Source organism: Xanthobacter albus, from assembly GCF_043194895.2.
In the GTDB taxonomy this organism is placed as follows: Bacteria; Pseudomonadota; Alphaproteobacteria; order Rhizobiales; family Xanthobacteraceae; genus Xanthobacter.
Genome location: NZ_CM195532.1, coordinates 1,828,918 through 1,849,414 on the forward strand (window position 1 = coordinate 1,828,918; position 20,497 = coordinate 1,849,414).

Annotated in this window: 17 protein-coding genes and 1 other RNA gene; 10 read left to right on the top strand and 8 right to left on the bottom strand. The window is 70.3% G+C overall.

Annotation, left to right across the window (positions count from 1 at the left end):
- Window positions 1–119 precede the first annotated feature (119 nt).
- Window positions 120–659, bottom strand: coding sequence for a DUF2244 domain-containing protein (locus V5F75_RS08145; protein WP_394034867.1), 540 nt, complete (start codon window positions 657–659; stop codon window positions 120–122).
- 316 nt (window positions 660–975) lie between these two features.
- Between V5F75_RS08145 and nth the strand changes: the two genes are divergently transcribed.
- The 3 genes from nth to V5F75_RS08160 all read left to right on the top strand — a co-directional run bounded on the left by nth (window position 976) and on the right by V5F75_RS08160 (window position 3,453).
- Window positions 976–1,653, top strand: coding sequence for an endonuclease III (nth, locus tag V5F75_RS08150; RefSeq protein ID WP_394034866.1), 678 nt, complete (start codon window positions 976–978; stop codon window positions 1,651–1,653).
- Between the two features lie 209 nt (window positions 1,654–1,862).
- Window positions 1,863–2,498 carry a DUF2087 domain-containing protein gene (locus V5F75_RS08155; RefSeq protein WP_394034865.1) on the top strand — a complete coding sequence of 212 codons (636 nt, stop codon included), beginning with the start codon at window positions 1,863–1,865 and terminating at the stop codon, window positions 2,496–2,498.
- 49 nt (window positions 2,499–2,547) lie between these two features.
- Window positions 2,548–3,453, top strand: coding sequence for an alpha/beta fold hydrolase (locus tag V5F75_RS08160; protein ID WP_394034864.1), 906 nt, complete (start codon window positions 2,548–2,550; stop codon window positions 3,451–3,453).
- An 83-nt stretch (window positions 3,454–3,536) separates the two neighbouring features.
- Here V5F75_RS08160 and aroB read toward each other — a convergent pair whose 3' ends face one another.
- On the bottom strand, window positions 3,537–5,273 hold the full coding sequence (gene aroB, locus V5F75_RS08165) for a 3-dehydroquinate synthase (RefSeq protein WP_394034863.1): 1,737 nt from the start codon (window positions 5,271–5,273) through the stop codon (window positions 3,537–3,539).
- Window positions 5,274–5,534: 261 nt separating this feature from the next.
- Between aroB and V5F75_RS08170 the strand changes: the two genes are divergently transcribed.
- The 6 genes from V5F75_RS08170 (at window position 5,535) to V5F75_RS08195 (ending at window position 9,637) form a co-directional block, all read left to right on the top strand.
- The gene (locus V5F75_RS08170; protein ID WP_393988947.1) at window positions 5,535–5,678 is read left to right on the top strand and encodes a hypothetical protein; all 144 of its coding nucleotides are present in this window, start codon (window positions 5,535–5,537) and stop codon (window positions 5,676–5,678) included.
- Window positions 5,675–6,640, top strand: a complete 966-nt coding sequence (locus V5F75_RS08175) for a site-specific tyrosine recombinase XerD (RefSeq protein WP_394034862.1) — start codon at window positions 5,675–5,677, stop codon at window positions 6,638–6,640. Before V5F75_RS08170 ends, V5F75_RS08175 begins: the two co-directional genes overlap by 4 nt.
- 44 nt (window positions 6,641–6,684) lie before the next feature.
- Window positions 6,685–7,045: a transfer-messenger RNA gene (ssrA, locus tag V5F75_RS08180) on the top strand.
- Window positions 7,046–7,180: 135 nt separating this feature from the next.
- Complete coding sequence (locus V5F75_RS08185; RefSeq protein ID WP_394034861.1) at window positions 7,181–7,804, top strand: SspB family protein; 624 nt, start codon at window positions 7,181–7,183, stop codon at window positions 7,802–7,804.
- A 46-nt stretch (window positions 7,805–7,850) separates the two neighbouring features.
- Window positions 7,851–9,116 carry a flavin monoamine oxidase family protein gene (locus V5F75_RS08190; RefSeq protein WP_394034860.1) on the top strand — a complete coding sequence of 422 codons (1,266 nt, stop codon included), beginning with the start codon at window positions 7,851–7,853 and terminating at the stop codon, window positions 9,114–9,116.
- Window positions 9,113–9,637, top strand: coding sequence for a dihydrofolate reductase (locus V5F75_RS08195; RefSeq protein ID WP_394034859.1), 525 nt, complete (start codon window positions 9,113–9,115; stop codon window positions 9,635–9,637). The genes V5F75_RS08190 and V5F75_RS08195 overlap by 4 nt, the downstream gene beginning before the upstream one ends.
- Window positions 9,638–9,820: 183 nt before the next feature.
- On the opposite strand, the gene V5F75_RS08200 is transcribed toward V5F75_RS08195, so the two are convergent.
- The 5 genes from V5F75_RS08200 to V5F75_RS08220 form a co-directional block, all read right to left on the bottom strand.
- Complete coding sequence (locus V5F75_RS08200; protein WP_394034858.1) at window positions 9,821–10,882, bottom strand: heme-dependent oxidative N-demethylase family protein; 1,062 nt, start codon at window positions 10,880–10,882, stop codon at window positions 9,821–9,823.
- 17 nt (window positions 10,883–10,899) lie between these two features.
- Window positions 10,900–11,856, bottom strand: coding sequence for a PDR/VanB family oxidoreductase (locus tag V5F75_RS08205; RefSeq protein WP_394034857.1), 957 nt, complete (start codon window positions 11,854–11,856; stop codon window positions 10,900–10,902).
- Complete coding sequence (locus V5F75_RS08210; RefSeq protein ID WP_394034856.1) at window positions 11,853–12,440, bottom strand: dimethylamine monooxygenase subunit DmmA family protein; 588 nt, start codon at window positions 12,438–12,440, stop codon at window positions 11,853–11,855. Before V5F75_RS08210 ends, V5F75_RS08205 begins: the two co-directional genes overlap by 4 nt.
- Before the next feature lie 11 nt (window positions 12,441–12,451).
- Complete coding sequence (locus V5F75_RS08215; RefSeq protein WP_394034855.1) at window positions 12,452–14,134, bottom strand: APC family permease; 1,683 nt, start codon at window positions 14,132–14,134, stop codon at window positions 12,452–12,454.
- Between the two features lie 298 nt (window positions 14,135–14,432).
- The gene (locus V5F75_RS08220; RefSeq protein WP_394034854.1) at window positions 14,433–16,751 is read right to left on the bottom strand and encodes a trimethylamine N-oxide demethylase; all 2,319 of its coding nucleotides are present in this window, start codon (window positions 16,749–16,751) and stop codon (window positions 14,433–14,435) included.
- Window positions 16,752–17,530: 779 nt separating this feature from the next.
- Between V5F75_RS08220 and V5F75_RS08225 the strand changes: the two genes are divergently transcribed.
- A complete protein-coding gene (locus V5F75_RS08225) occupies window positions 17,531–18,658 on the top strand; it encodes an aminomethyl transferase family protein (protein ID WP_394034853.1) in 1,128 nt (375 codons plus the stop codon).
- A 198-nt stretch (window positions 18,659–18,856) separates the two neighbouring features.
- Here the strand turns inward: V5F75_RS08225 and V5F75_RS08230 are convergent, their stop codons facing one another.
- Window positions 18,857–20,305 carry an NAD-dependent succinate-semialdehyde dehydrogenase gene (locus V5F75_RS08230; RefSeq protein WP_394034852.1) on the bottom strand — a complete coding sequence of 483 codons (1,449 nt, stop codon included), beginning with the start codon at window positions 20,303–20,305 and terminating at the stop codon, window positions 18,857–18,859.
- Window positions 20,306–20,497: the final 192 nt, after the last annotated feature.

Consider the following 20,497-nt stretch of genomic DNA (forward strand, 5'->3'; position numbering starts at 1 on the left):
ACGGGCGCCGCGCGCCGTCCAGATCGTTTCAGCGTTTCATGGAAACACCGAGACGATCTATCCTCTTGCGATGACGCGTTTTCCTCACGCGAACTGGGATCCGTTCGCTCGGAAACGCTCTACGGCGCGCTGCGCACGATGCCCTTGCGCACGGCCCCGAGCGCGCCCGCGAGCTCGCCCGCCAGCCGCCCCTTCTCCGCCGGGCCGAGGAAGCCGCCCACCGGAACCCGCCGCCGTCCGCAGGCCAGAGCCACCTCCAGCGTGCCGAAATCGTCGTCGTCGGTGCGCTCCACGCGGGTCCAGGAGGGGTTGAGCCGCTCTATGCCGCCTGTCCCGCGCGCCGGCTCGCGCCGCACCTCCACGAGGCTCGCGGTGACGGTGATGTGCTCGCGCGCCCGTGCCGCGCGGGCGCTGGCGCGGAAGGCGAGATAGAGCAGGAGCGCATCGAGCCCGAGAAAGCCGGTCACCGGCCAGGCGCCCATGGCCAGGAACACGGCGCCGGTGCCGAGGCTCGCCAGCGCGGCAAGCCCCGTCACCATCACCGTCCCGCCCGCCGACAGGGAGCGGTGGGGCGCGAGCGTGACCGCATAGACGAGGGGATCGCCCGCGTCTTCGCACGCATTCGCCCGGATGGGGGCCGGATCGGTGGCGTCGGTCATGAGAGCGCAGTATAGGGGAAAAATGCCGCGAAAACCGCCAGCCCAGCGCCCGCCCGCCGCCGCTCCCGAGGACACCCACGATCCGCTCGCGGACCTCATCTCCCCGCCGCGTCCGCGCAAGGGGGCGCGGTCCGCCGCCGGAGAAGAAAGAGGGGGAGGGGCGCAGGCCGCGGCCTCTTCCACGGGCGCCACCCGGCGCGCATCTGCGAAGACGACCGCCGCCAAGGGCGCCGCGGGCGAGGGGACGGTAGGCCGGGACGGCGCGGGGAAGCGCGGCGCGTCCGAGCAGCCTGTCGCCCCCCGCCGTAGCAAGGCGGTGGCGAACGCGGCCGCCGCCGTGCACGGCAAAACGGTCGCCTCGTGGAGCGAAGAGGAGATCGTGGAGGCGTTCACCCGCTTCGAAAAGCAGAACCCCGAGCCCAAGGGTGAATTGGACCATACCGATCCCTACACCCTGCTGGTGGCGGTTGTGCTTTCCGCCCAGGCGACGGATGTGGGCGTGAACAAGGCCACCAAGGGCCTGTTCGCCGCTGCTCCCACCCCCGCGGCCATGGTGGCGCTGGGGGAGGAGCAGGTGGCGCATTTCATCCGCACCCTCGGCCTTTACAAGAACAAGGCGAAGAACGTGGTGGAGCTCTCCCGCCTGCTGCTGGAGCGCCACCACGGCGAAGTGCCGCGCGACCGGGAGGCGCTGGAGGCGCTGCCCGGTGTCGGCCGCAAGACCGCGAACGTGGTGCTGAACATCGCCTTCGGCGTGCCCACCATCGCGGTGGACACGCACCTGTTCCGCGTCGCCAACCGCACCGGCCTCGCCCCCGGCGCGACGCCGCTGGCGGTGGAGGAGGCGCTGGAGGCGCGCATCCCGGATCGCTTCAAGCTCCACGCCCACCATTGGCTGATCCTGCACGGACGCTACATCTGCAAGGCCCGCCTGCCGGAGTGCGGCCGCTGCCTCATCGCCGACCTGTGCCGCTGGCCGGAAAAGCGCTTCTGAGCGCCGCCGGGGCGCGGGCGGCTTGAGCCCGGCGCGCGGTTGGGCTAATCGTGGGGCAGGGTCCGCAGTTCACCCAGGCGTCACCGCCCCGCGAGGGGAGCTAAACCTGCCTTATCCGCATTCGATCGACAGCTTGTCCCGCGTCGCGTCGCAAGCCGGTGACCATCGACATCCGTTTCCGGAAATCGGCGCCTTGTCGAGGATGAGTCATGTCCAGACCGGTCTTTCCGCTCGCTGCGGATGATATTTCCGCCTTCGCCCGCGCCTTGCGCGGCCAGCTCGCGCGCTGCGATCACCTGCCGAGCCATCTCGAACTGCTCAACATGCTGGCCCGCGCCGGCGGACACCGCAATTTCCAGCACTTCCGCGCCGTGGCCGAGGGCGCCGAGGATGCCACGCCACGCGCCGTGCAGCCCCCGGCCGGGCCCGTTGCCGAGCCGGTGGACGAGAAGCGGGTGGAGCGCGTCGCCCGCCTGTTCGATGCCGAGGGGCGCCTGACCCGCTGGCCGGGGAAGGAAAGCTGGCGCCACCTGTGTCTGTGGGCGCTGTGGTCCACCCTGCCGGCCGGCGAGACCTTCGCCGAGCGGGAGATCAACGCCCGCCTCAATGCCCGCCACCTGTTCGAGGATCACGCCTTGCTGCGCCGGGAGATGGCTGATCGCGGCATGGTGTGGCGCACGGCGGACGGGCGCGCCTATCGCCGCATCGAGCAGCGCCCGCCGGCGGAGGCGCGCGCCCTCATCCGCCGCGTGGCGGCGCATCTGGCGGTGCAGCGGCCAATGCCGGCCGGGCGCGGCGCGCAGGTTCGCGTTGGCCCGAATCACGCCGATGCGCCACTCTCCTGAGGCGGCGCATCCCTCCGGCATGGGGCGGATGCGCGCGGGGAGGGCGCGGATGCATTCGGTGGCTGAGGCGGCGGAACGGCTTCTGGGGGAGATCCCGGAGCCGGTGCTCATCTCCACGCCGCGCGGGCCGCTCGCCTGCGCGGTGGCGGGGGAGGGGCCGCCGATGCTCGCCCTGCACGGCATCATGGGCGGGCTCGACCAGTCCTGGCTGCTCGCGCGCGCCCTGCTCGGCGGGCCGTTCCGGCGGCGGGTCATCGCGGTCGCGCGGCCGGGCTATCCCGGCACCCCGCTGGAGACGGGCGGCACCGCCGAAGCGCAGGCCGAAGCCTATGCCGTGCTGCTGGACACGCTGGGCGCGGATGCGGTCCACATCGCCGCCTTCTCCGGCGGTGGGCCCTCGGCGCTGGCGTTCGCGCGGCTGTTTCCAGGGCGCTGCCGGGGGCTGCTGCTGGTCAGCGCCTGCACCGGCCGGCTGGAGGCGCGGCCGCAGGGGCGCGCGGTGCTGGAGCGGGCGCGCTTTCTCGCCCGCCTGCCGGGCCTGCGCGCGGTGCCGGCCTGGGCGGTGCGCCACTGGACGGGCATGGCCGCGCGGGGCTTCGTGCCCGCCGCAGCCGAGCGCGCGCGGGTGCTGGCCGATCCGCAGGCGGGGCCGCTGCTGGCGGCCCTCCTGCTCAGCTCCTGCCTGCGCATGGGCGAGCGCATGCCGGGCACCTTCCGCGACGTGGCGCAGTTCGCCGCCCTGCCGGCGTGCTGTGACGCCGGGGTCAAAGCGCCCCTTTTGGCCGTGCACGGCACGGCGGACGGCATCGTGCCCTTCGGCCAGGGCGAGGCGATCGCCCGCCGGGTGGGCGGGGCGCGCCTGCTGGCTCTCGAAGGGGGCACGCACATGGCGCTGTTCACCCACTTCGCCGAGGTGCGACGGGCGGCGGGGGCTTTTCTGGACCCGCGCGGCTGAGGCCGAAGTTCAGTGCTTCACGCACGGGCCCGGTCAAGGACCGGGCCGATGGTCCAAGGCGGAGGGCGGGCGCGGGCCCGCGCTCAGCGCGCCTCGGCCAGGAAGGCGCGCACCTGGGCGGGGTCCACGTCCTTCGCCACGAACGCCTCGCCGATGCCGCGCGCGAGAATGAAGGTGAGCGCGCCGCGGCTCACCTTCTTGTCCTGGGCGATGAGGGCCATCAGGCCGTCGGTGTCCGGCAGCGCGCCGGGCACGTCGGAGATGCGGGTGGGCAGGCCGGCGGCCTCCAGGTGGCGCACCACCCGCGTCACGTCCTGGCCGGGGCACAGGCCGAGCCGCGCCGAGAAGGCGAACGCGAGCGCCATGCCGATGGCCACCCCCTCGCCGTGGAGCAGGCGATCGGAGAAGCCGGCGCCGGCTTCCAGCGCGTGGCCGAAGGTGTGGCCGAGGTTGAGCAGGGCCCGGTCGCCGGTCTCCTTCTCGTCGCGGGCGACGATGGCGGCCTTGGCGAGGCAGCTCGCGGCCACCGCCTCGATGCGCGCGGCCCCGCCGCCGATGACGCCGGCATGCTCCTTCTCCAGCCACTCGAAGAAGGCGAGATCGCCGATGAGGCCGTATTTCGCCACCTCCGCATAGCCCGCCCGCACCTCGCGCACGGGCAGGGTGTCGAGGGCGGCGGTGTCGGCCAGCACCAGCACCGGCTGGTGGAAGGTGCCCACGAGGTTCTTGCCCTGGGGCGAGTTGATGCCGGTCTTGCCGCCGACGGAGGAATCTACCTGGGAGAGCAGGGTGGTCGGCGCCTGCACCACGTCCACGCCCCGGCGCAGCACCGAGGCGGAGAAGCCCGCGAGGTCGCCCACCACGCCGCCGCCCAGCGCCAGCACCAGATCGCGCCGCTCGATGCGGGCGGCGATGAGGCCTTCCACCACCTGCTGGAGGCCGGCCCAGCACTTGGTCTTCTCGCCCGGCTCCACCACGATGGCGGTGTGCTCGATGCCGGCTTCGGCCAGCGAGGCCTCGACGGTGGCGAGGTGGCCGGCGGCCGCCACGTTGCGATCGGTGACAATGGCCACCCGCGCGCCCTTGCGCAGGGCCTTCACATGGGTGCCGGTCTCGGACAGGAGGCCGGGGCCGATGAGGATGTCGTAGGGCCGGCCCGCCAGATCCACGCGCACCGCGCTGCGCTGGGCGCCGGCAGGGAAGACGGGGGCGGGCGAGACGGTCATGGTGCGGTGTCCTTGGTCGGGGTGCGACAGGTGGCGGGCGAGCGCCGCCACCACCTCGTCCACCACCACGTCGTGGGCGACATCGCGGGAATCGACCACCACGTCGGCGAGGGCATAGGTCTGGCCGCGCTGGCGCAGCAGGGCGGCGAGCTTGGCGGCGGGGTCGCCCTGGGCGAGCAGCGGGCGGTCGGTGCGCTTCTTCACGCGGCGCAGCAGGGTATGGAGATCGGCCCGCAGCCAGACGGAGATGCCGTATTCCGCCACCGCCGCCCGCGTCTCCGGGCTCATGAAGGCGCCGCCGCCGGTGGCCAGCACCATGGGGCCGGACTGCAGCAGGCGCGACACCACGCGCTTCTCACCCTCGCGGAACTCGGCCTCGCCGCGGCGGGCGAAGATTTCCGGAATGCTCATGCAGGCGGCGCGCTCGATCTCCTCGTCGGCATCGACGAAGGGCAGGGCGAGGCGCTTGGCGAGGCGCCGGCCCACCGAGGACTTGCCCGCCCCCGGCATGCCCACCAGCACCACCGCGCGCGCGCCGAGCCGCGCCAGGATCTCCTCTGCGGTGAGCGGGCCGTGCGGGCGCCCCGTGGTCATGGTCCGGGTGTCCTCTGCTGGCTGCGCGGTCTTGTGTGTCTGCACCCGAGATTCCTTGAGGCTCCGGCCTGTCGCCTCGGCCTTCCATGGGCGCGGCGCGGCCGTTGCGGCAGGTGGGTCTTCGTCCTTTCCACCCGGCATGATCGGGCTCTAGCATTGGCGGCGGGGGTCGGCAATGCGGTTGAACACGACGGTTGAGCGTGGCACCTCTTCGCTCATGGCCGGCGCGCAGCGATTCGCCCGGCATGGGAGAAGCCGACGGTGCCTACCCTCATCCGTCTGATCGTGGTGCTGTGCGTTCTCGTCGGGCTCGGCTACGGCGCCCTATGGGCGCTCGCCAACTGGGTCGAGCCGAAGACGCGGGAGATCAGCTTCACCGTGCCGCCGGACCGGATCGGCAAATGAGCGCGTCCGGCCCGCTCGCCCTGTTCCTGGACATGCAGGCGGTGGAGCGCGGGGCGAGCCGGAACACGCTGGAGGCCTACCGGCGTGACCTCGACGACTTCGCGGCTTTCCTCGCCGGGCGGGGCGAAAGCCCGGCCGGCGCGGCCACCGACGCCATCCGCGCCTATCTCGCGGACCTCGACAAGCGCGGCTTCAAGGGCACCACCATCGCGCGCCGGCTCTCGGCGCTGCGCCAGTTCTATCGTTTCCTGTTCGCGGAGGGGCATCGCGGCGACGATCCGGCGGCGGTGCTGGAAGGGCCGAAGCGCGGCCGGCCGCTGCCCAAGGTGCTCACGGTGGCGGAGGTGACGCGGCTGATCGAGACCGCCCATGCCCGCGCCGCCGCCCCGGCGGAAGGAGAGGGGGCGGCCGAGGGCGCCGCGGCGCGGGGCGAGGCGCTGCGCCGCCTGCGCGTCGCCTGCATCGTGGAACTGTTCTATGCGAGCGGCCTGCGCGTGTCGGAGCTGGTGAGCCTGCCGGCCTCGGCCGCGCGCACCCGCGCCGATGCCATCATGGTGACCGGCAAGGGCCGCAAGGAGCGCCTCGTCCCCCTCTCGGCGCCCGCCAAGGCGGCCATGGCGGCGTGGCTCGGCGCCCGCAAGGCGGCCGGATTGGAGGAGGCACGCTGGCTTTTCCCCTCCTTCGGCGAAAGCGGCCATGTGACGCGCCAGCAGGCGGCGCGGGACCTGAAGGACCTGGCGCTGGCGGCGGGCCTGGACCCGGCGAAGCTCTCGCCCCATGTGCTCCGGCACGCCTTCGCCAGCCACCTCCTCGCCCATGGCGCGGACCTGCGCGTGGTGCAGACGCTGCTCGGCCATGCGGATGTTTCCACAACCCAGATCTACACCCATGTGCTGGACGAGCGCCTGAAAGGCATGGTGCGAGATCTTCACCCCCTTTCGGACGGGCCGGCACGGGATTGATGGCGGTATCCAGTGGTGGGTTTCCCAGACTTTCTGGATGCGTGCCCCTTTCCAGGGCGCGAGGGGCCGCTTATATTCGTTGCGCCGGTGCAAACCGGCTATGGCGATAAATGGATGTCGTAATAAGCCATTCGGACCCGGGGGCGGTACCCGGCGCCTCCACCAAAGCCCGCAGCTTCACAGAGGCGGGCTCCGGCGGGGGCGAAATAGGATCGACGAGGGTGTAAAGGGCTTTCTTTCGCTCGGCATTGTACCACCGTTATCGGGCTAAACTTATAGTTGCCAACGACAACTATGCTCCGGTTGCTCAGGCCGCGTGAGCGGTTTGAAAGACCAAATCAAAGTCCTACCGGGTAGCTCTGGATAGGCGGGGTTCGGAGGCACCTGGCAACAGAAGCCTCCACTTCCCTCCGGCGCAGCCGGATCGGCGGGAAGGTTGCATCACCGCTCCCGCGCGCGACGCCCCCGCATCTGACGCGGCGCCTTTCTGGGAGGCGGTGGAGGGTTGGGTCCGGCTGGGAACAAGGCTCACGCGGGCTCATGTCGGTCGATCACATCCGCTACGATCTCCTCGCCCAGGAAGCGCTGCGCTCCGTCGTGCGACGCGTGCTCTCCGACGTGGCCAAGGATGGCCTGCCGGGCGACCACCATTTCTACATTTCCTTCGATACCCGCGCGCCGGGCGTTCGCCTGTCCCAGCGCATGCGCGAGAAGTATCCGGAGGAGATGACCATCGTTCTCCAGCACCAGTTCTGGGATCTCACCGTCTCCGATTCCACCTTCGAGGTGGGCCTGTCCTTTGGCGGCATCCCCGAGAAGCTGCTCATTCCCTTCTCCGCGCTGAAGGGTTTCTTCGATCCGTCCGTGAAGTTCGGCCTCCAGTTCGAGCTGGCCGCCCCCGAGGGCGAAGGCGAGGATGAGGCCGATGACGAAAGCCGCGACGAGGCGGTGACCCGTCCCGCGGCTCTCAAGCCCGTCCCCGCGCCGGCCGCGCTCAAGCAGCCTTCGCGCGGTGCGGCCTCCGAGCCGGCGATCTCCAGCGCCGGGCCCAATGGGCTCGCCGGCGCCAGGAGCGAGGCCGACGAAGCGGCGGAAGAGGCGGCCGAGCGCCCCGCGGGTGGTGCGCAGGTGGTGCAGCTCGACGTCTTCCGCAACAAGAAGTGAGCCTCTTGCCGCGTTCAGGCGGAGTCTCGTTCAGGAGGGTGCGCGCGTGACCTCCGACACCGATGTGGCCGTCATCGGGGCGGGCGCGGCGGGCCTTGCGGCCGGCGTGCGGCTGGCCGAGGCGGGCGCCGACTTCCGCGTGCTCGAAGCCGCATCCGTGCGCGGCGGCCGTGCGGCCACCGATCGGGACACCCTCGGCGTGCCGTTCGATCTCGGCTGCCACTGGCTGCATGACGCGCGGGCCAATCCCTTCGTCCCCATCGCCCGCGAACTGGGCTTCGCCTTCGACGACACGGGCGGGAACGCGCGGCGCATGCTGCACCTCGGCACCCGCTTCGCCGACCCCGCCGAGGTGGACGAGGCCGAGGCGGCAGTGGAGGCGGCCTTCGCGGCCGTCCAGGCCATCGGCCGCGCGGGGCGGGACGTGGCGGCGAGCGAGGTGCTGCCGGACCTCGGCCGCTGGGAGCCCCTGGCGCGCCACTGGCTCAGCCTCATGTCCGCCGCTCCCCCGGAGCGGATCTCCACCCTGGATTTCAGCCTCTACCGCGACAGCGCGGACAATTGGCCGGTGCTGGACGGCTACGGCAGCCTCATCCTCGCCCACAGCCGCAATGTGCCCGTCACCCTCGATTGCCCGGTGACGCGGATCGACCATTCCGGCCCGCGCATCCTGCTGGAGACCGGGCAGGGCACGCTGCGCTGCCGCGCGGTGGTCGTCGCTGTGTCCACGGCGGTGGTGGCGCAGGGGCTGCTTTCCTTCTTCCCCGCGCTGCCGCCGCGGCTCGGCGAGGCATTCGCCGCGCTGCCGCTGGGCGTCGCGGAGAAGGTGGCGCTGCTGTTCGACAAGGACGTGTTCGGCGTGGCGCCGCGCACTGGGCTCGACGCCTTCGACGAGGCGCGGGCCGAGGGGCTGGCCATATCGGCCATCCTCAATCCGGGCGGCGTGCCGGCGGCGGTGGTGCATGTGGCGGGGCCGGGCGCCGGCGCGCTGGTGCAGGCCGGAGAGGGGGCGATGGTGGATTTCGCGGCCTCGGCGCTGGCGAAGGCGTTCGATCCCGGCCTCAAGTGCCATGTGCGGCGCGTGCGCGTCACCCGCTGGTCGGCGCAGCCCTTCATCGGCGGCGGCTATTCCTGCGCCCTGCCGGGAGCGGCCGACCTGCGCGCGGCCCTCTCGGAGGGGATCGACGAGCGCATCTTCTTCGCGGGCGAGGCGTTGGGCGGGCCGGCCTTCTCCACCGCCCACGGCGCCCACCTGTCCGGCATCGCCGCGGCCGAGGCGGCGCTCTCGCAGATCGGAACGCCTGTCGCATGAGCATGGATCCTGCGATCCCGCTGGAACTGGTGGTGGCGGTGGCCGAGAACGGCGTCATCGGCCGCGCCGGCGGCCTGCCGTGGCACCTTTCCTCGGACCTGAAGCGCTTCCGCGCCCTCACCTGGGGTAAGCCGCTCATCATGGGGCGGCGCACCTACGAATCCATCGGCAAGCCGCTGCCCGGGCGCGTTTCCGTGGTGCTGAGCGCGGACCCTGCCTTCACCGTGCCCGAAGGGGTGGTGAAGGTGCCAGACCTCGACGCCGCGCTCACGGCGGCGGCGGCGGCGGCACGGGCGCTCGGCGCGCATGAGGCCATGGTGATCGGCGGGCGGCGCGTGTTCGCCGACGCGATGCCCCTCGCCCGCGTGCTGCACCTCACCGAGGTGCACGCGCGCCCTGAGGGCGATGTGGACTTCCCGGCCTTCGACCGCACGCAATGGCGCGAGGTCCTGCGCGAAGGCCCCCAGCGCGGCCCCAAGGACGATGCCGCCTTCACCTATGTGACGCTGGAACGGGCCTAACACCACCGGCCCCGGTCCTTTGCGCAAGCGGCGCGGGTTTCTCTCGAATATCGCGCGGGCTCGACCCGGCGCCCCGTGGGCAGTGCCTGAGAGCTGGGCCCATGCGTCAAGCGCACGGGCCCCCTGCGTGAGGTCCGCGGCGCGCCAGCCGCGCCGCGGACCTGTTTCCCGGCGGCGGGCGGCTCAGCCCTCCAGCCTGTCGGTGTCCGGGGCGATGCCCTTGGTGGTGGGCGCACCGTCGTCCATGGGGGCGAGATAGTCCACGACCATCTGGCGATAGCGCGTCATGCCCTTGTATTCGGCGAGCGCGGGGTGCAGGTCGCGCAGCACACGGTGCAGGCGCCGCCGCCACTTGGGAACCCGCGCGATGTCCTGCACCGAGGTGAGGTAGCAGCGGATGCCGAACAGGATGGCGTTGGAGCGCGGCAGCCGGTAGAGCGTCTGCAGCTCCACGCGCAGGTGGGCCTTGCCGCCCACGTTCTCGGGCGTGACCGTGGTGCGGTCCGGCCCCCACACCGGGTAGTTCTCCGGCGAGGTGTCGAGCCGTGGGTTGATGGTCATGGTCCAGTTCAGGCGGCGCACCGGCTGGCCGCACTGCAGGCGCAGCAGGTACTTGAGCGCGCGCTCGAACACGCCCTTCTCGTGCGCCAGCGGCACCGGGCCGTGCCACTCCATGAAGCTCATGCCGATGTCGAACTCGAACGACCAGTCGGCCTGGGTGGTGACCATGCCGCCGTCCACATAGAGCATGTCGTCGCGCTGGTCCTGGAGGGTGAAGTCCCCCTGCACCTGCCGGGTGATGTACTCGAACGGCCCATAGGGCAGCGTCTCGGCCTTGCCGAAGGTGAAGGTCTGGTGGATGCCGAGCGGCCGGTTCACCCAGGTCCACACGTCGCCCGCCTTGGAGAGCGAGAAATGCTCGGGGTAGTCCGACGCCAGGCTCTCCATGATGAGCTCCAGCGTGTCCCACTCGGCGGTCGCCATGTGGGGCAGCACCTGGCAGCGCTTGGGGTCCTCCTTCAGCACCCGCTCGCGCTCGCGGCATTCGGCGATGTAGTGCTCGTCGATGTCGAACACAGCCTGGAAGGCGGGGATAGGCCCGCCCTTCACGTGTGGCTCGATGTTCACCGAGTACATGTACTCGTCCTCGGGGAACGGGAACGGAAAGCGCAGGATGTCTTCCGGAGACTTCGTGTAGGTGAAGGTGTCGCGGAAGGTCTCGGCGGGCTTGAACTGGACGGTCATCGTTTCCCCTCCACGGCTCAAAGATCAAGGACGAGGCGCGGGCCCCGGGCGCGGGACACGCAGGGCATGATGAGCTTGCCGGCGGCCTTTTCTTCATCGGAGAGGAAGTCGTCGCGGTGGTCCACCTCGCCCTCTTCCACGGCGGTGGCGCACTCGCCGCAGGCACCGCCCCGGCACAGGCACGGCGCGGCGACGCCGGCCGCCTCGATGGCCTCGAGCAGGGTCTCGTTCTCCCTGACCTCCACCTCGATGCCGGACCGCTTCAGCAGCGCCTTGAACGGCAGGCCGCCGCTGGCGGCGCCGAAGCTCTCCTTGTGCACCTTGCCCTTGGGCCAGCCCAGCGCCGCCGCGGTGGCGGTCACCGCATCCATCAGGCTGTGCGGCCCGCACACGTAGACATGGGTGCCGAGCGGCTGGCGCGAGAGCAGGCCGGCGAGATCGAAGGTCGCGCGCCCGCCGGTGTGCAGGTGCACGGCGGCATCATCCTTGAACGGCGACAGCAGGCGCTCGAACACGGGCGCTTCGTCCACGGAGGAGAGCTGGTGCATCTCGCAGCGGGCGCCGCGCGCCTTCAGCTCGGCCAGAAAGGAGAGCATGGGCGTGATGCCGATGCCGCCGCCGATGAGCAGGTGCTTCTTCGCCTTGGAGGCCAGCGAGAACAGGTTCGCGGGCAGGGCCATGTCCAGCACGTCGCCGGGCGAAACCTTCGCGTGCAGGAAGGCGGAGCCGCCCCGCGACTGGGCCACCTTGCGCACGATGATCTCGTAGCGTGCCCGCTGGCCGGGGGCGGAAACCAGCGAATAGGCGTTCTTCATCACCTTGCCGCCGTCGCGCAGGGTGAGCATCACGTGCCCGCCCGCCGGGGCGGTGGGAAACTCGCCGCCATGGGCGAGCTCGAAGGCGAAGCGCTTGAGGGTGGGGGCGAGCTCGGTGATCTCGCGCACGCGCACGGAGAGGGTCGCGGGGCCGGTCATTTGTAGAGCTCCTCGGCTGCGGGCACCTCGCCGGGGGCCTCGGCGTCCACCTGCACGCCCATGTAGGCGGCGAGGCGCTTGGAGAAATGGTCGCGCACGAACAGCGGGGCGCCGCAGCCCTCGCAGGCGAAGATGGAGGTGGTGACGCCCTCCGACATGGTTCGGCAATGGACGCAGTAGACGCGCCGCGCCTTCGGCCCCACGTGGGCGAACTGCGTCTCCTGCCCGGACAGGCCGGCGGCCGCCGCGATGTTGAAGGCGTCCCACAGGAACGGCTCGGTGCCGATGGCGTAGACGCGCAGGCCCATGGTCTCGCGGTCGAGCCGCTCCTCCAGCGCTGACATGAGGTGCCGGGCGGAGCGGAACGGGCGCACCGCGCCCGGCGCCTCGTCCATGATGGGCGCCGCCGGCAGCGCGCTCGCACGCGCCACCGTCCAGGTCTCGAAGGCGGAGGGGTTGACCCCCTCCGCCAGCGCCTCGGCCGGAATGTCCGCCCCCTCGACCAGCAGCAGCTGATAGCGGGCGGCCTTGTCGCCCGCGATCCTGCCGTAGGCCGGTTTGCTCTTGATCCCTTGGTCGCTCATCTCGTTTCCGTTCAGTACACCGCGATGGAATGGGCGACGATGACGACCACCGCGCCCAGGAGGAGCGCCAGGTAGGGCAGCAGCCCGGCGCGGGTTCCGGCACCTTCCTCGGCCTTCAGGTGCATGTCTTCGAGCATGGCCGCCGGGAACTGGCCCTTGTCGGTCACGTAGTGGCGATAGATGAACACCGGCAGGATGAGGGCGGCGCACACGAGGCCCGTCACCAGCGTGCCCGCGCCCCAGATGTCCGCGCCCATGCCGAGCAGGGCCATGTTCACGAAGGACAGGACGGCGCCGCCGCCGAGCAGCCAGGTGGGCGCCTTGAACGGACGCTCCCAGCCCGGCCGGTCGATGCGGTGGATCCAGGCCGCGTTGAGGTTGAGGAAGTTGAACAGGATGTAGCAGCAGTTCGAGATGGCGAGCACGAACACGTAGTCGGACATCATCAGCAGGATGAGGTTGAAGCCGAGGTCCGTCCACATGGCGCGGGTGGGCGCGCCGTTCTCGTTCACGTGGGAGAGGTACTTGGGCAGCCAGCCGTCCACGGACGCCTGGTAGAGCGTGCGCGAGGAGCCGGCCATGGAGGTGATGATCGCCAGCATGAGGGCGAAGATCAGCATCACCACGATGATGTTGTGCACCAGCGGGCCGCCCTTGAGCATGCCGGCCATGGCGCTCGCCACGCCCATGCCCGAATAGATGTCGGCGGAAAGGATGCCGTCGTAGACGGCGGGCGTCACCACGCTGCCCTGGGCGTCCAGCACCGCCGGCGTCACCATCTGGCCGAGGCCCAGCACACCCTGGAAGGCGATCGGCACCAGCGTGAACACGAAGATGCAGAGCAGGCCGGAATAGAGGATGGCCTTGAAGGTATCGGTGGCCGGATTCTTGAATTCGCGCGTGTAGCACACGGCGGTCTCGAAGCCGTAGGTGGACCATGCGGCGATGAAGAGGCCGCCGGCCATCAGCGTCACGCCCGCCATGTTCCACGAGCCGGCGATCACGCGCCCCGCCTCGTCCTTCGCCAGCGGCGCGAACGGCCCGAGGTTCGAGGCGAGCACGTCGCCGGTGACGAGCGGCACGAGGCCGATGAGGATCAGCGGAAGCAGCGCCGCGACCCCCAGGATCACCTGCACGCGGGCGGTCTGGCTGATGCCCCGGTGCTGGATGGCGAAGGCCACGAGCAGCAGCGCGGCGCCGATGACGAAGGTGGCGTTGATGCGCAGCGAAAGGCCGGTCTTCAGCCACTCGAGGTTCACGAGGGTGAGCGACCAGGTGTTGATGGCGGAATCCGCCGGGAACAGGATGGAGAGCACGTAGCCCGCGGCGAGGCCCGAGCCGATGGAGAGCACCGGCGACCAGGCGAGCCAGTTGCACCACACCGAGAACGGCGCCAGCAGCTTGCCGTAGCGCACCCAGGCGATGGCGCCGTAGACCGAGGCGCCGCCCGACTTGTGCGGGAACAGGCCGGCGATCTCGGCATAGGTGAAGGCCTGGATGAAGCCGAACAGGATGGAGACGATCCACACCACCCAGGCGGGCGCGCCGACCGTGGCGCCGATGGCGCCGATGGAGAACAGGACCAGCGCCGGAACGCCGCTGGCGATCCAGAATGCACCGGTCCAACTGATCTTGCGCTGGAGCTCGCCCGCTTCCGGGGCGGCTGCTGCGTCCTTAAGCGCTGCAATGCTCATGGTTTATCCCCTCTTTGTGGAGGGGAGTTTCTCCATACGAAAAATTATTGTCAATGAAGATATACGTCTGACCCTAAGTAAGGTCTAGGTGATTTTTTGCTCAGGCGGAGCCTATTTCGAAGGCAAAAAGTGCAGTTCGCGCGCACCATCTTGGTCAGCGATTCTGACCAAGATGTTTCAGGCATCAATATTTCACAGGGTTGCAGGAATGCAAAAAACCCGCGCGACGCGGGGTCGCGCGGGTTTCGTTCCACATTTCATCGCGCCGCCGGGATGGCGCTGGTCTTGCGCGGGCGCTTCAGGCGCGCACGCGTGTCTTCTGCGGGTCGAAATGGGGGAAGGGCACGATGCGCGCGGGAATGCGCTTCTGCTGTCCGTCCAGCTTGCCGATCTCCAGCGCCTTGCCCATCTCGGCCTCCGCCACGTCCACCCGCGCGAGCGCGATGTTCGCCTTCAGGATCGGCGACTTGGTGGCGCTGGTGACGACGCCCACCTGGGCGCGGCCCACGTAGAGCGGGTCGCCATGGCCCACGTCCTCGTTCGACTCGACGATGAGGCCCACCATCTTGCGTGCCGGATTGGCCTTGCGGCGCGCCAGCGCCTCGCGGCCCACGAAGTCCTCGTCCTTGTTCGCCACCGCGAAGCCGATGCCGGCCTCGAACGGGTCGGTCTGGTCGCAGAAGTCGTAGCCGGCGAACACGAGCCCGGCCTCGACGCGCAGCATGTCGAGGGCGGAAAGGCCGAGCGGCTTCATGCCCTTCGGCGCGCCGGCCGCCCACACCGCATCCCACAGGGCGGCGGCATCCTTGGGGTGGCACCAGATCTCATAGCCGAGCTCGCCGGTGTAGCCGGTGCGCGAGACCACCAGCGGCGCGCCCATGGGGCCGCCGAGGCGCGCCACCGCGAAGCGGAACCATTTCAGCTCCGCCATGGTGGGCTGGGTGGGCGCGGTCCACATCACCTCGGACAGGATCTCGCGCGAGAGCGGGCCCTGCACGGCGATGTTGTGGAGCTGGTCGGTGGAGGACTTCACCCACGCCTTCAGGCCCCATTCGGCGGCCTTGTCGCGCAGCCACTTGCCGGTGAATTCCTCGCCGCACACCACGCGGAAGTTGGCCGGGCCGAGGCGGAACACCGTGGCATCGTCGATCATGCCGCCGTGCTCGTAGCACAGAGCGGTGTAGACCACCTGACCCACCGTGAGCTTGCGGATGTCGCGCGTCACTGTGCGCTGGAGCAGCACTTCCGCGTCCGGCCCCGTCACCTCGAACTTGCGCAGGGGCGTGAGGTCCATGATCGCCGCCTTCTCGCGGCAGGCCCAGTATTCGGCGATGGGCCCTTCGCCGGTGAAGCAGGTGGGCAGCCAGAAGCCGCGATATTCCACGAAGTTGCGGGTCTTCTCGGCGATGCGCGGATGGAAGGCGCTTTCGCGCGTCAGGCGCGGCTCGGCTTCGGCGTTCATGCGGAAGGCAATTCCCTTGGAGAAGTTCTCGGCGCCGTCATAGACGCGCACGTGGATGTCGGTGGGCTCCCAGCCATTGGCGGAATCGATGTCGTCGGCGCAGGAGGAGGAGGCGCACACGAGGTCGGTGAGCGCGCGCAGCAGCACATAGTCCCCCGGCCGGGACCACGGCTCGTCCATCGTGATGGCGTTGGTGTGGTCCACGCCCGTGTTGAAGAAGAAATTGATGGCCGGCCAGCCGCGCTTGGGGCGGATGCCGTGGGGCTCCAGCACGGCGTTGAAGTTGTCCGAGCAGTTGGCGTGGCCCGGATAGCCCATGTCGTCGTAATACTTGGCCGAGCAGGCAAGGGCGAAGGTGTCGTGGCGGCCCACCGTGTCGCGGATGGTCTCCACCAGGGCGACCTGCCGCTCGTCGAAATACTTGGAGTGAAGGCCCGGCCCCGGATAGGCGGCGCCCATCAGCGTGCGGGTGGTGGTGCCGTCGAGGCCGAATTCCTGCCCCTGGGCCAGCGCGGCGGCGTCGAACGCCAGGAAGTCCGAGCACTGGCGGCCGGAGACATCGATGATCTGGATGTAGTCGCCCGCCTTCACGTGGTAGGCGCGCGCCTCGGCCGCCGGCACGCGCAGGTCCAGCTTCACCGGGCCGAGGGGCGGGGGAAGGGGGGGCTCGGCGCCGGGCATGCGGGTGATGCCCACCTCGATCTCGGTGGGCGGGGCCTGCTCGTCGGGCGCCATGGCGCCGCCGGGGGCGGCCACCACCACCGTGAGGTCGGTGGCGCTGGTGAGGGTGATACCGGCGCCGGGGGCCTCATGGGCGGCGAGCACGGTCACCGCCTTCTGCGCGGCGGCATCCACGCCGCGCGCCGCGAGCAGGCGGGCCACGTCGTCCGCGCCCTCGCCGCCCGCCGCGATCACGGCCGCGAGGCTCTCGCCCGCGCCGGCCTCGAGGCCCAGGGCGCCGGGGGCCGGGCGGCCGGCGGCGTCGATGGCGAACACCAACGCCGCCTGCAGCCCTTCGGGATCGGAGATGGTGACGGCGTCGCCGGCATGGAGCTGCACCACGCCGCAGCCGCCGCCACGCACCACGAAACGCGCACCCGTACGCGGCCGCGGGGGCACGCCGACACTGGCCACGGGCAGAAGAGACGCGTCCATCACACCCCCAATTTCAGACCATCGGCCCCGGCCATCGACCGGCACCAGTCAAGTTTCGCTCAAACACCGCGCCGGCTTGGCCAAGGGCCGATGAGCCGCGCTCGCGGGCCTTGCTCTTGCCTTGCGGGCGCTGCGAAGCCCGCACATCGGCGCCCCTGCGGCGGCACGCAGGGCAGGTGGCCGCCACAGGGCGGCGATGGCCCGTTCGCGGCGCCGCCCGTTGCCGGCGGCGCGCGATCCGGGCGCGTGAGGCGCCCGCCCCGGCGGGGGCGGGCGAAGGCCCTTCCCGACAACGGATGCGGGAAGGGCCCACCCCCGCGGCGCCACGGAAGGCAGGCACCGCAAGGGGCCGAGGCCAGGCTCGGATGCCCGGTGCCGCCCATGGGCAGGCCGGGCATGATGCGAAGCGTCCTTCACCGCCTGGGAGGGCGGCTCGCGGAAGCTTCCGTTTCTTATGTTCCCCTCAGTGAACTTTTTTGATACTTCGGAAACACACTGCCATCGATTGCGGATGGCGCAAGCCCATTGATTATGCATATTTCGATTATTTTTTGGGCAGCATTCCTGCCGGATGATGCAGAACCTGGACATGCCGGTGCCGGATTTCAGGCAAAAGCCGCAATAATTTTCTTATCAAGAAAAGTAATTGACAGAAAATTGGTGCCCTTTCAGGATGCGCGCCACAGGCGGGGGCCTGCGCGCACCGTTCCGCAGCCGCCCACCGTCCGTGACCACGCAGCAGGCCGATGGCCGCCGAGAACGTGCAAGAGGGGATGAGGATGACTGAAACCGTTTGGCGCCAATCTGTTCTCAACGGGCGTCACCGCGAGCTCGGCTCGAAGCTCGAGGAATCGTGGAACAACATGGCGATTCCCCAGCACTATGCCACCTGCCCCTACGAGGAGACCGGGACGGTCCGCTACACGGCCGGCCTCATCGACGTTTCCGCCCTCAAGATGGTCAACGTGAGCGGCAAGGATGCCCTCGCCTTCCTCAATGAGCTGGTCACCGCCGACATCTCCAAGGTGCCGGCCGGTCGCTCCATGATCGCCTCGCTGGTGGACGAGACCGGCGGCCTTATCGACGACGTGCTGGTCTATGTGGACGGCCCCGAGACCTTCCGCCTCTCCCACGGCGGCGGCGCGCTGGAGGAAGCGCTGCCGGTGGTGGCGAAGGGCTTCGATGTCTCCTTCCAGCGGGACGACGATGTCCACATCCTCTCGCTCCAGGGCCCCAAGGCGCTCGACATCCTCGCGCCCCATACCCCCATGGACCTGAAGGCGCTGCCCTATTTCGGGCACGGCAAGACCACCCTGTTCGGCGTGCCGGTCTCCATCGCCCGCGGCGGCTACTCGGCCGAGCGCGGCTATGAGGTGTTCTGTGCCGCCAAGGACGCTGTCGCGCTGTGGGACAAGATCCTGGAGGCGGGCAAGCCGCTGGGCGTGATGCCGGTGTCCTGGGACTGCCTCGACATCGTGCGCGTGGAAGGCGCCCTGCTGTTCTTCCCCTTCGACATGCCGCACAAGGACACCACCCCGTGGGAAGTGCTCATGGACTGGTCGGTGGACCTCTCCAAGCCGTCGTTCCGGGGCAAGGAGGCGCTCATCAAGCGCAAGGGCACCGAGCGCACCCACCAGGCCGGCATCGAGGTGCTCTCCGCCAAGGCGGCGACCCCCGGCTCCAAGATCTTCAAGGACGGCGCCGAGGTGGGCGTGGTGAACTCGGTCACCTACAGCCGGCATCTCATGAAGTCGCTGGCGCTGGTCTCGCTGAAGCCGGGCTTCACCGCGCTCGGCACCGCGCTCACCGTGCAGGACGGGGACGAGGCCTTCGAGGCCAATGTGGTGCGCACGCCGTTCTACGATCCCATGCGCCTGCGCACCCATCCGCTGGACGAGCGCGCCTGATCCGGCGCGGCAGGGCTCTTCCCCCAGGCGGGGAAGGGCGCGGTCCATCCTTCAAGCGGCGGCCTTCGGGCCGCCGCTTTCGTTTGCCCCCGCTCTCATGCCATCGGCTCCGGTCTTCGACCGGGGCCAAGCGGGTCCGCTCAAGTGCCGCGCGGGCTGAACCAAAGGCCCATGAGCGAAACTCATGGGCCTTTGGTCTCAGATGCCCGCCTGAGAGATGAACTTGGGGTTGAGATAGGCCTCGATGGCCTCCGATCCGCCCTCGGAGCCGTAGCCGGAATCCTTGATGCCGCCGAACGGCACCTCCGGCAAAGCGAGGCCCAGGTGGTTGATGGTCATCATGCCCGCCTCCACCGCGCCCGCCACCGCGTTGGCGGTCTTGGCGGAGCGCGTGTAGGCGTAGGAGGCGAGGCCGTAGGGCAGGCGGTTCGCTTCCGCGACAGCCTCGTCGAAATCGTGGAAGGGCAGCATCATGGCGAGGGGGCCGAAGGGCTCCTCGTTCATCATGCGCATGTCGCGGGTGACGCCGGTGACGACGGTGGGCTCGAAGAAATAGCCCTTGTTGCCGATGCGCGCGCCGCCGGTCACCACCTCGGCGCCCTTCTGGCGGGCGTCGGCGATGAGCGCTTCCAGGGCGGGAATGCGCCGTGCGTTGGCGAGCGGCCCCATGGTGGTGTCGGGATCGAAGCCGTCGCCCACCTTCACGCCCCTGGCCACCGCCACGAAGGCCTCCACGAATTCCTCGTAGACCTTCTCCTGCACCAGGTAGCGCGTGGGGGAAACGCACACCTGCCCGGCATTGCGGAACTTCGCCGCCGCGATCTGCCGCGCCGCCGCCGCGACGTCGGCGTCCTCGAACACGATGACGGGGGAGTGGCCGCCGAGCTCCATGGTCACGCGCTTCATGTGCGCGCCGGCAAGGGCCGCGAGCTGCTTGCCCACCGGCGTGGAGCCGGTGAACGTGACCTTGCGGATGAGCGGGTGCGGGATGAGATGTTCGCTGATCTCCGCCGGCACGCCATAGACGAGGCCGATGACGCCCGCCGGCACGCCGGCATCCACGAACGCGCGGATCAGCTCGGCCGGGGAGGCGGGGGTCTCTTCCGGCGCCTTCACGATGATGGAGCAGCCGGCCGCCAGCGCGCCGCACAGCTTGCGCACCACCTGGTTGATGGGGAAGTTCCAGGGGGTGAAGGCCGCCACCGGCCCCACCGGCTCCTTCACGACGAGCTGGTACACCCCCGGCGCGCGGGCGGGAATGACGCGGCCGTAGGCGCGGCGCCCTTCCTCCGCGAACCACTCGATCACGTCGGCGGCGGCCAGGGTCTCGCCGCGCGCTTCGTTCAGGGGCTTGCCCTGCTCCGCCGTCATCAGCCGGGCGATGGCGCCGGCGCGCTCGCGCAGCAGCTCCGCCGCCCGCCGCATGAGCTTGGAGCGGTCGAAGGCGGAGACGTTCCGCCACAGCGCGAAGCCGCGCCCGGCGGCCTCCAGCGCCGCGTCGAGATCGGCGCGGGAGGCGTGGGCGACGGTGCCGATCTCCTCCTCCGTGGCGGGGTTCACCACCGCGATGCGGCGTCCCCCCTCGGCATCGCGCCACACGCCGTCGATGTGGAGCTGGACATGGGGATAGGCGACATGGGCAAGCATGGGCGTTCCTCGCGAAGGACCTTGGCCGCGTGCGCCACCTATAGCGCCCGGCCGGGCCCGCATGAAGCGCCCTCTGCCCGGGCCCAGGCGGGGCTTGTGTGCGGAGCGGGGCCGCAATAGAGCGTTTTCAAGCGAAGTGGAAACCGGTTCGCATGAAGAGAACGCGTCAACGCGAGAGCTGAGAGGGTTTCC

Bases quoted from the DNA above. Each gene is read 5' to 3' on its own strand.
- V5F75_RS08145 (WP_394034867.1), bottom strand. From the start codon at position 659: ATGACCGACGCCACCGATCCGGCCCCCATCCGGGCGAATGCGTGCGAA.
- V5F75_RS08155 (WP_394034865.1), top strand. From the start codon at position 1,863: ATGTCCAGACCGGTCTTTCCGCTCGCTGCGGATGATATTTCCGCCTTC.
- V5F75_RS08160 (WP_394034864.1), top strand. From the start codon at position 2,548: ATGCATTCGGTGGCTGAGGCGGCGGAACGGCTTCTGGGGGAGATCCCG.
- aroB (WP_394034863.1), bottom strand. From the start codon at position 5,273: ATGACCACGGGGCGCCCGCACGGCCCGCTCACCGCAGAGGAGATCCTG.
- V5F75_RS08175 (WP_394034862.1), top strand. From the start codon at position 5,675: ATGAGCGCGTCCGGCCCGCTCGCCCTGTTCCTGGACATGCAGGCGGTG.
- V5F75_RS08185 (WP_394034861.1), top strand. From the start codon at position 7,181: ATGTCGGTCGATCACATCCGCTACGATCTCCTCGCCCAGGAAGCGCTG.
- V5F75_RS08195 (WP_394034859.1), top strand. From the start codon at position 9,113: ATGAGCATGGATCCTGCGATCCCGCTGGAACTGGTGGTGGCGGTGGCC.
- V5F75_RS08200 (WP_394034858.1), bottom strand. From the start codon at position 10,882: ATGACCGTCCAGTTCAAGCCCGCCGAGACCTTCCGCGACACCTTCACC.
- V5F75_RS08205 (WP_394034857.1), bottom strand. From the start codon at position 11,856: ATGACCGGCCCCGCGACCCTCTCCGTGCGCGTGCGCGAGATCACCGAG.
- V5F75_RS08210 (WP_394034856.1), bottom strand. From the start codon at position 12,440: ATGAGCGACCAAGGGATCAAGAGCAAACCGGCCTACGGCAGGATCGCG.
- V5F75_RS08215 (WP_394034855.1), bottom strand. From the start codon at position 14,134: ATGAGCATTGCAGCGCTTAAGGACGCAGCAGCCGCCCCGGAAGCGGGC.
- V5F75_RS08220 (WP_394034854.1), bottom strand. From the start codon at position 16,751: ATGGACGCGTCTCTTCTGCCCGTGGCCAGTGTCGGCGTGCCCCCGCGG.
- V5F75_RS08225 (WP_394034853.1), top strand. From the start codon at position 17,531: ATGACTGAAACCGTTTGGCGCCAATCTGTTCTCAACGGGCGTCACCGC.
- V5F75_RS08230 (WP_394034852.1), bottom strand. From the start codon at position 20,305: ATGCTTGCCCATGTCGCCTATCCCCATGTCCAGCTCCACATCGACGGC.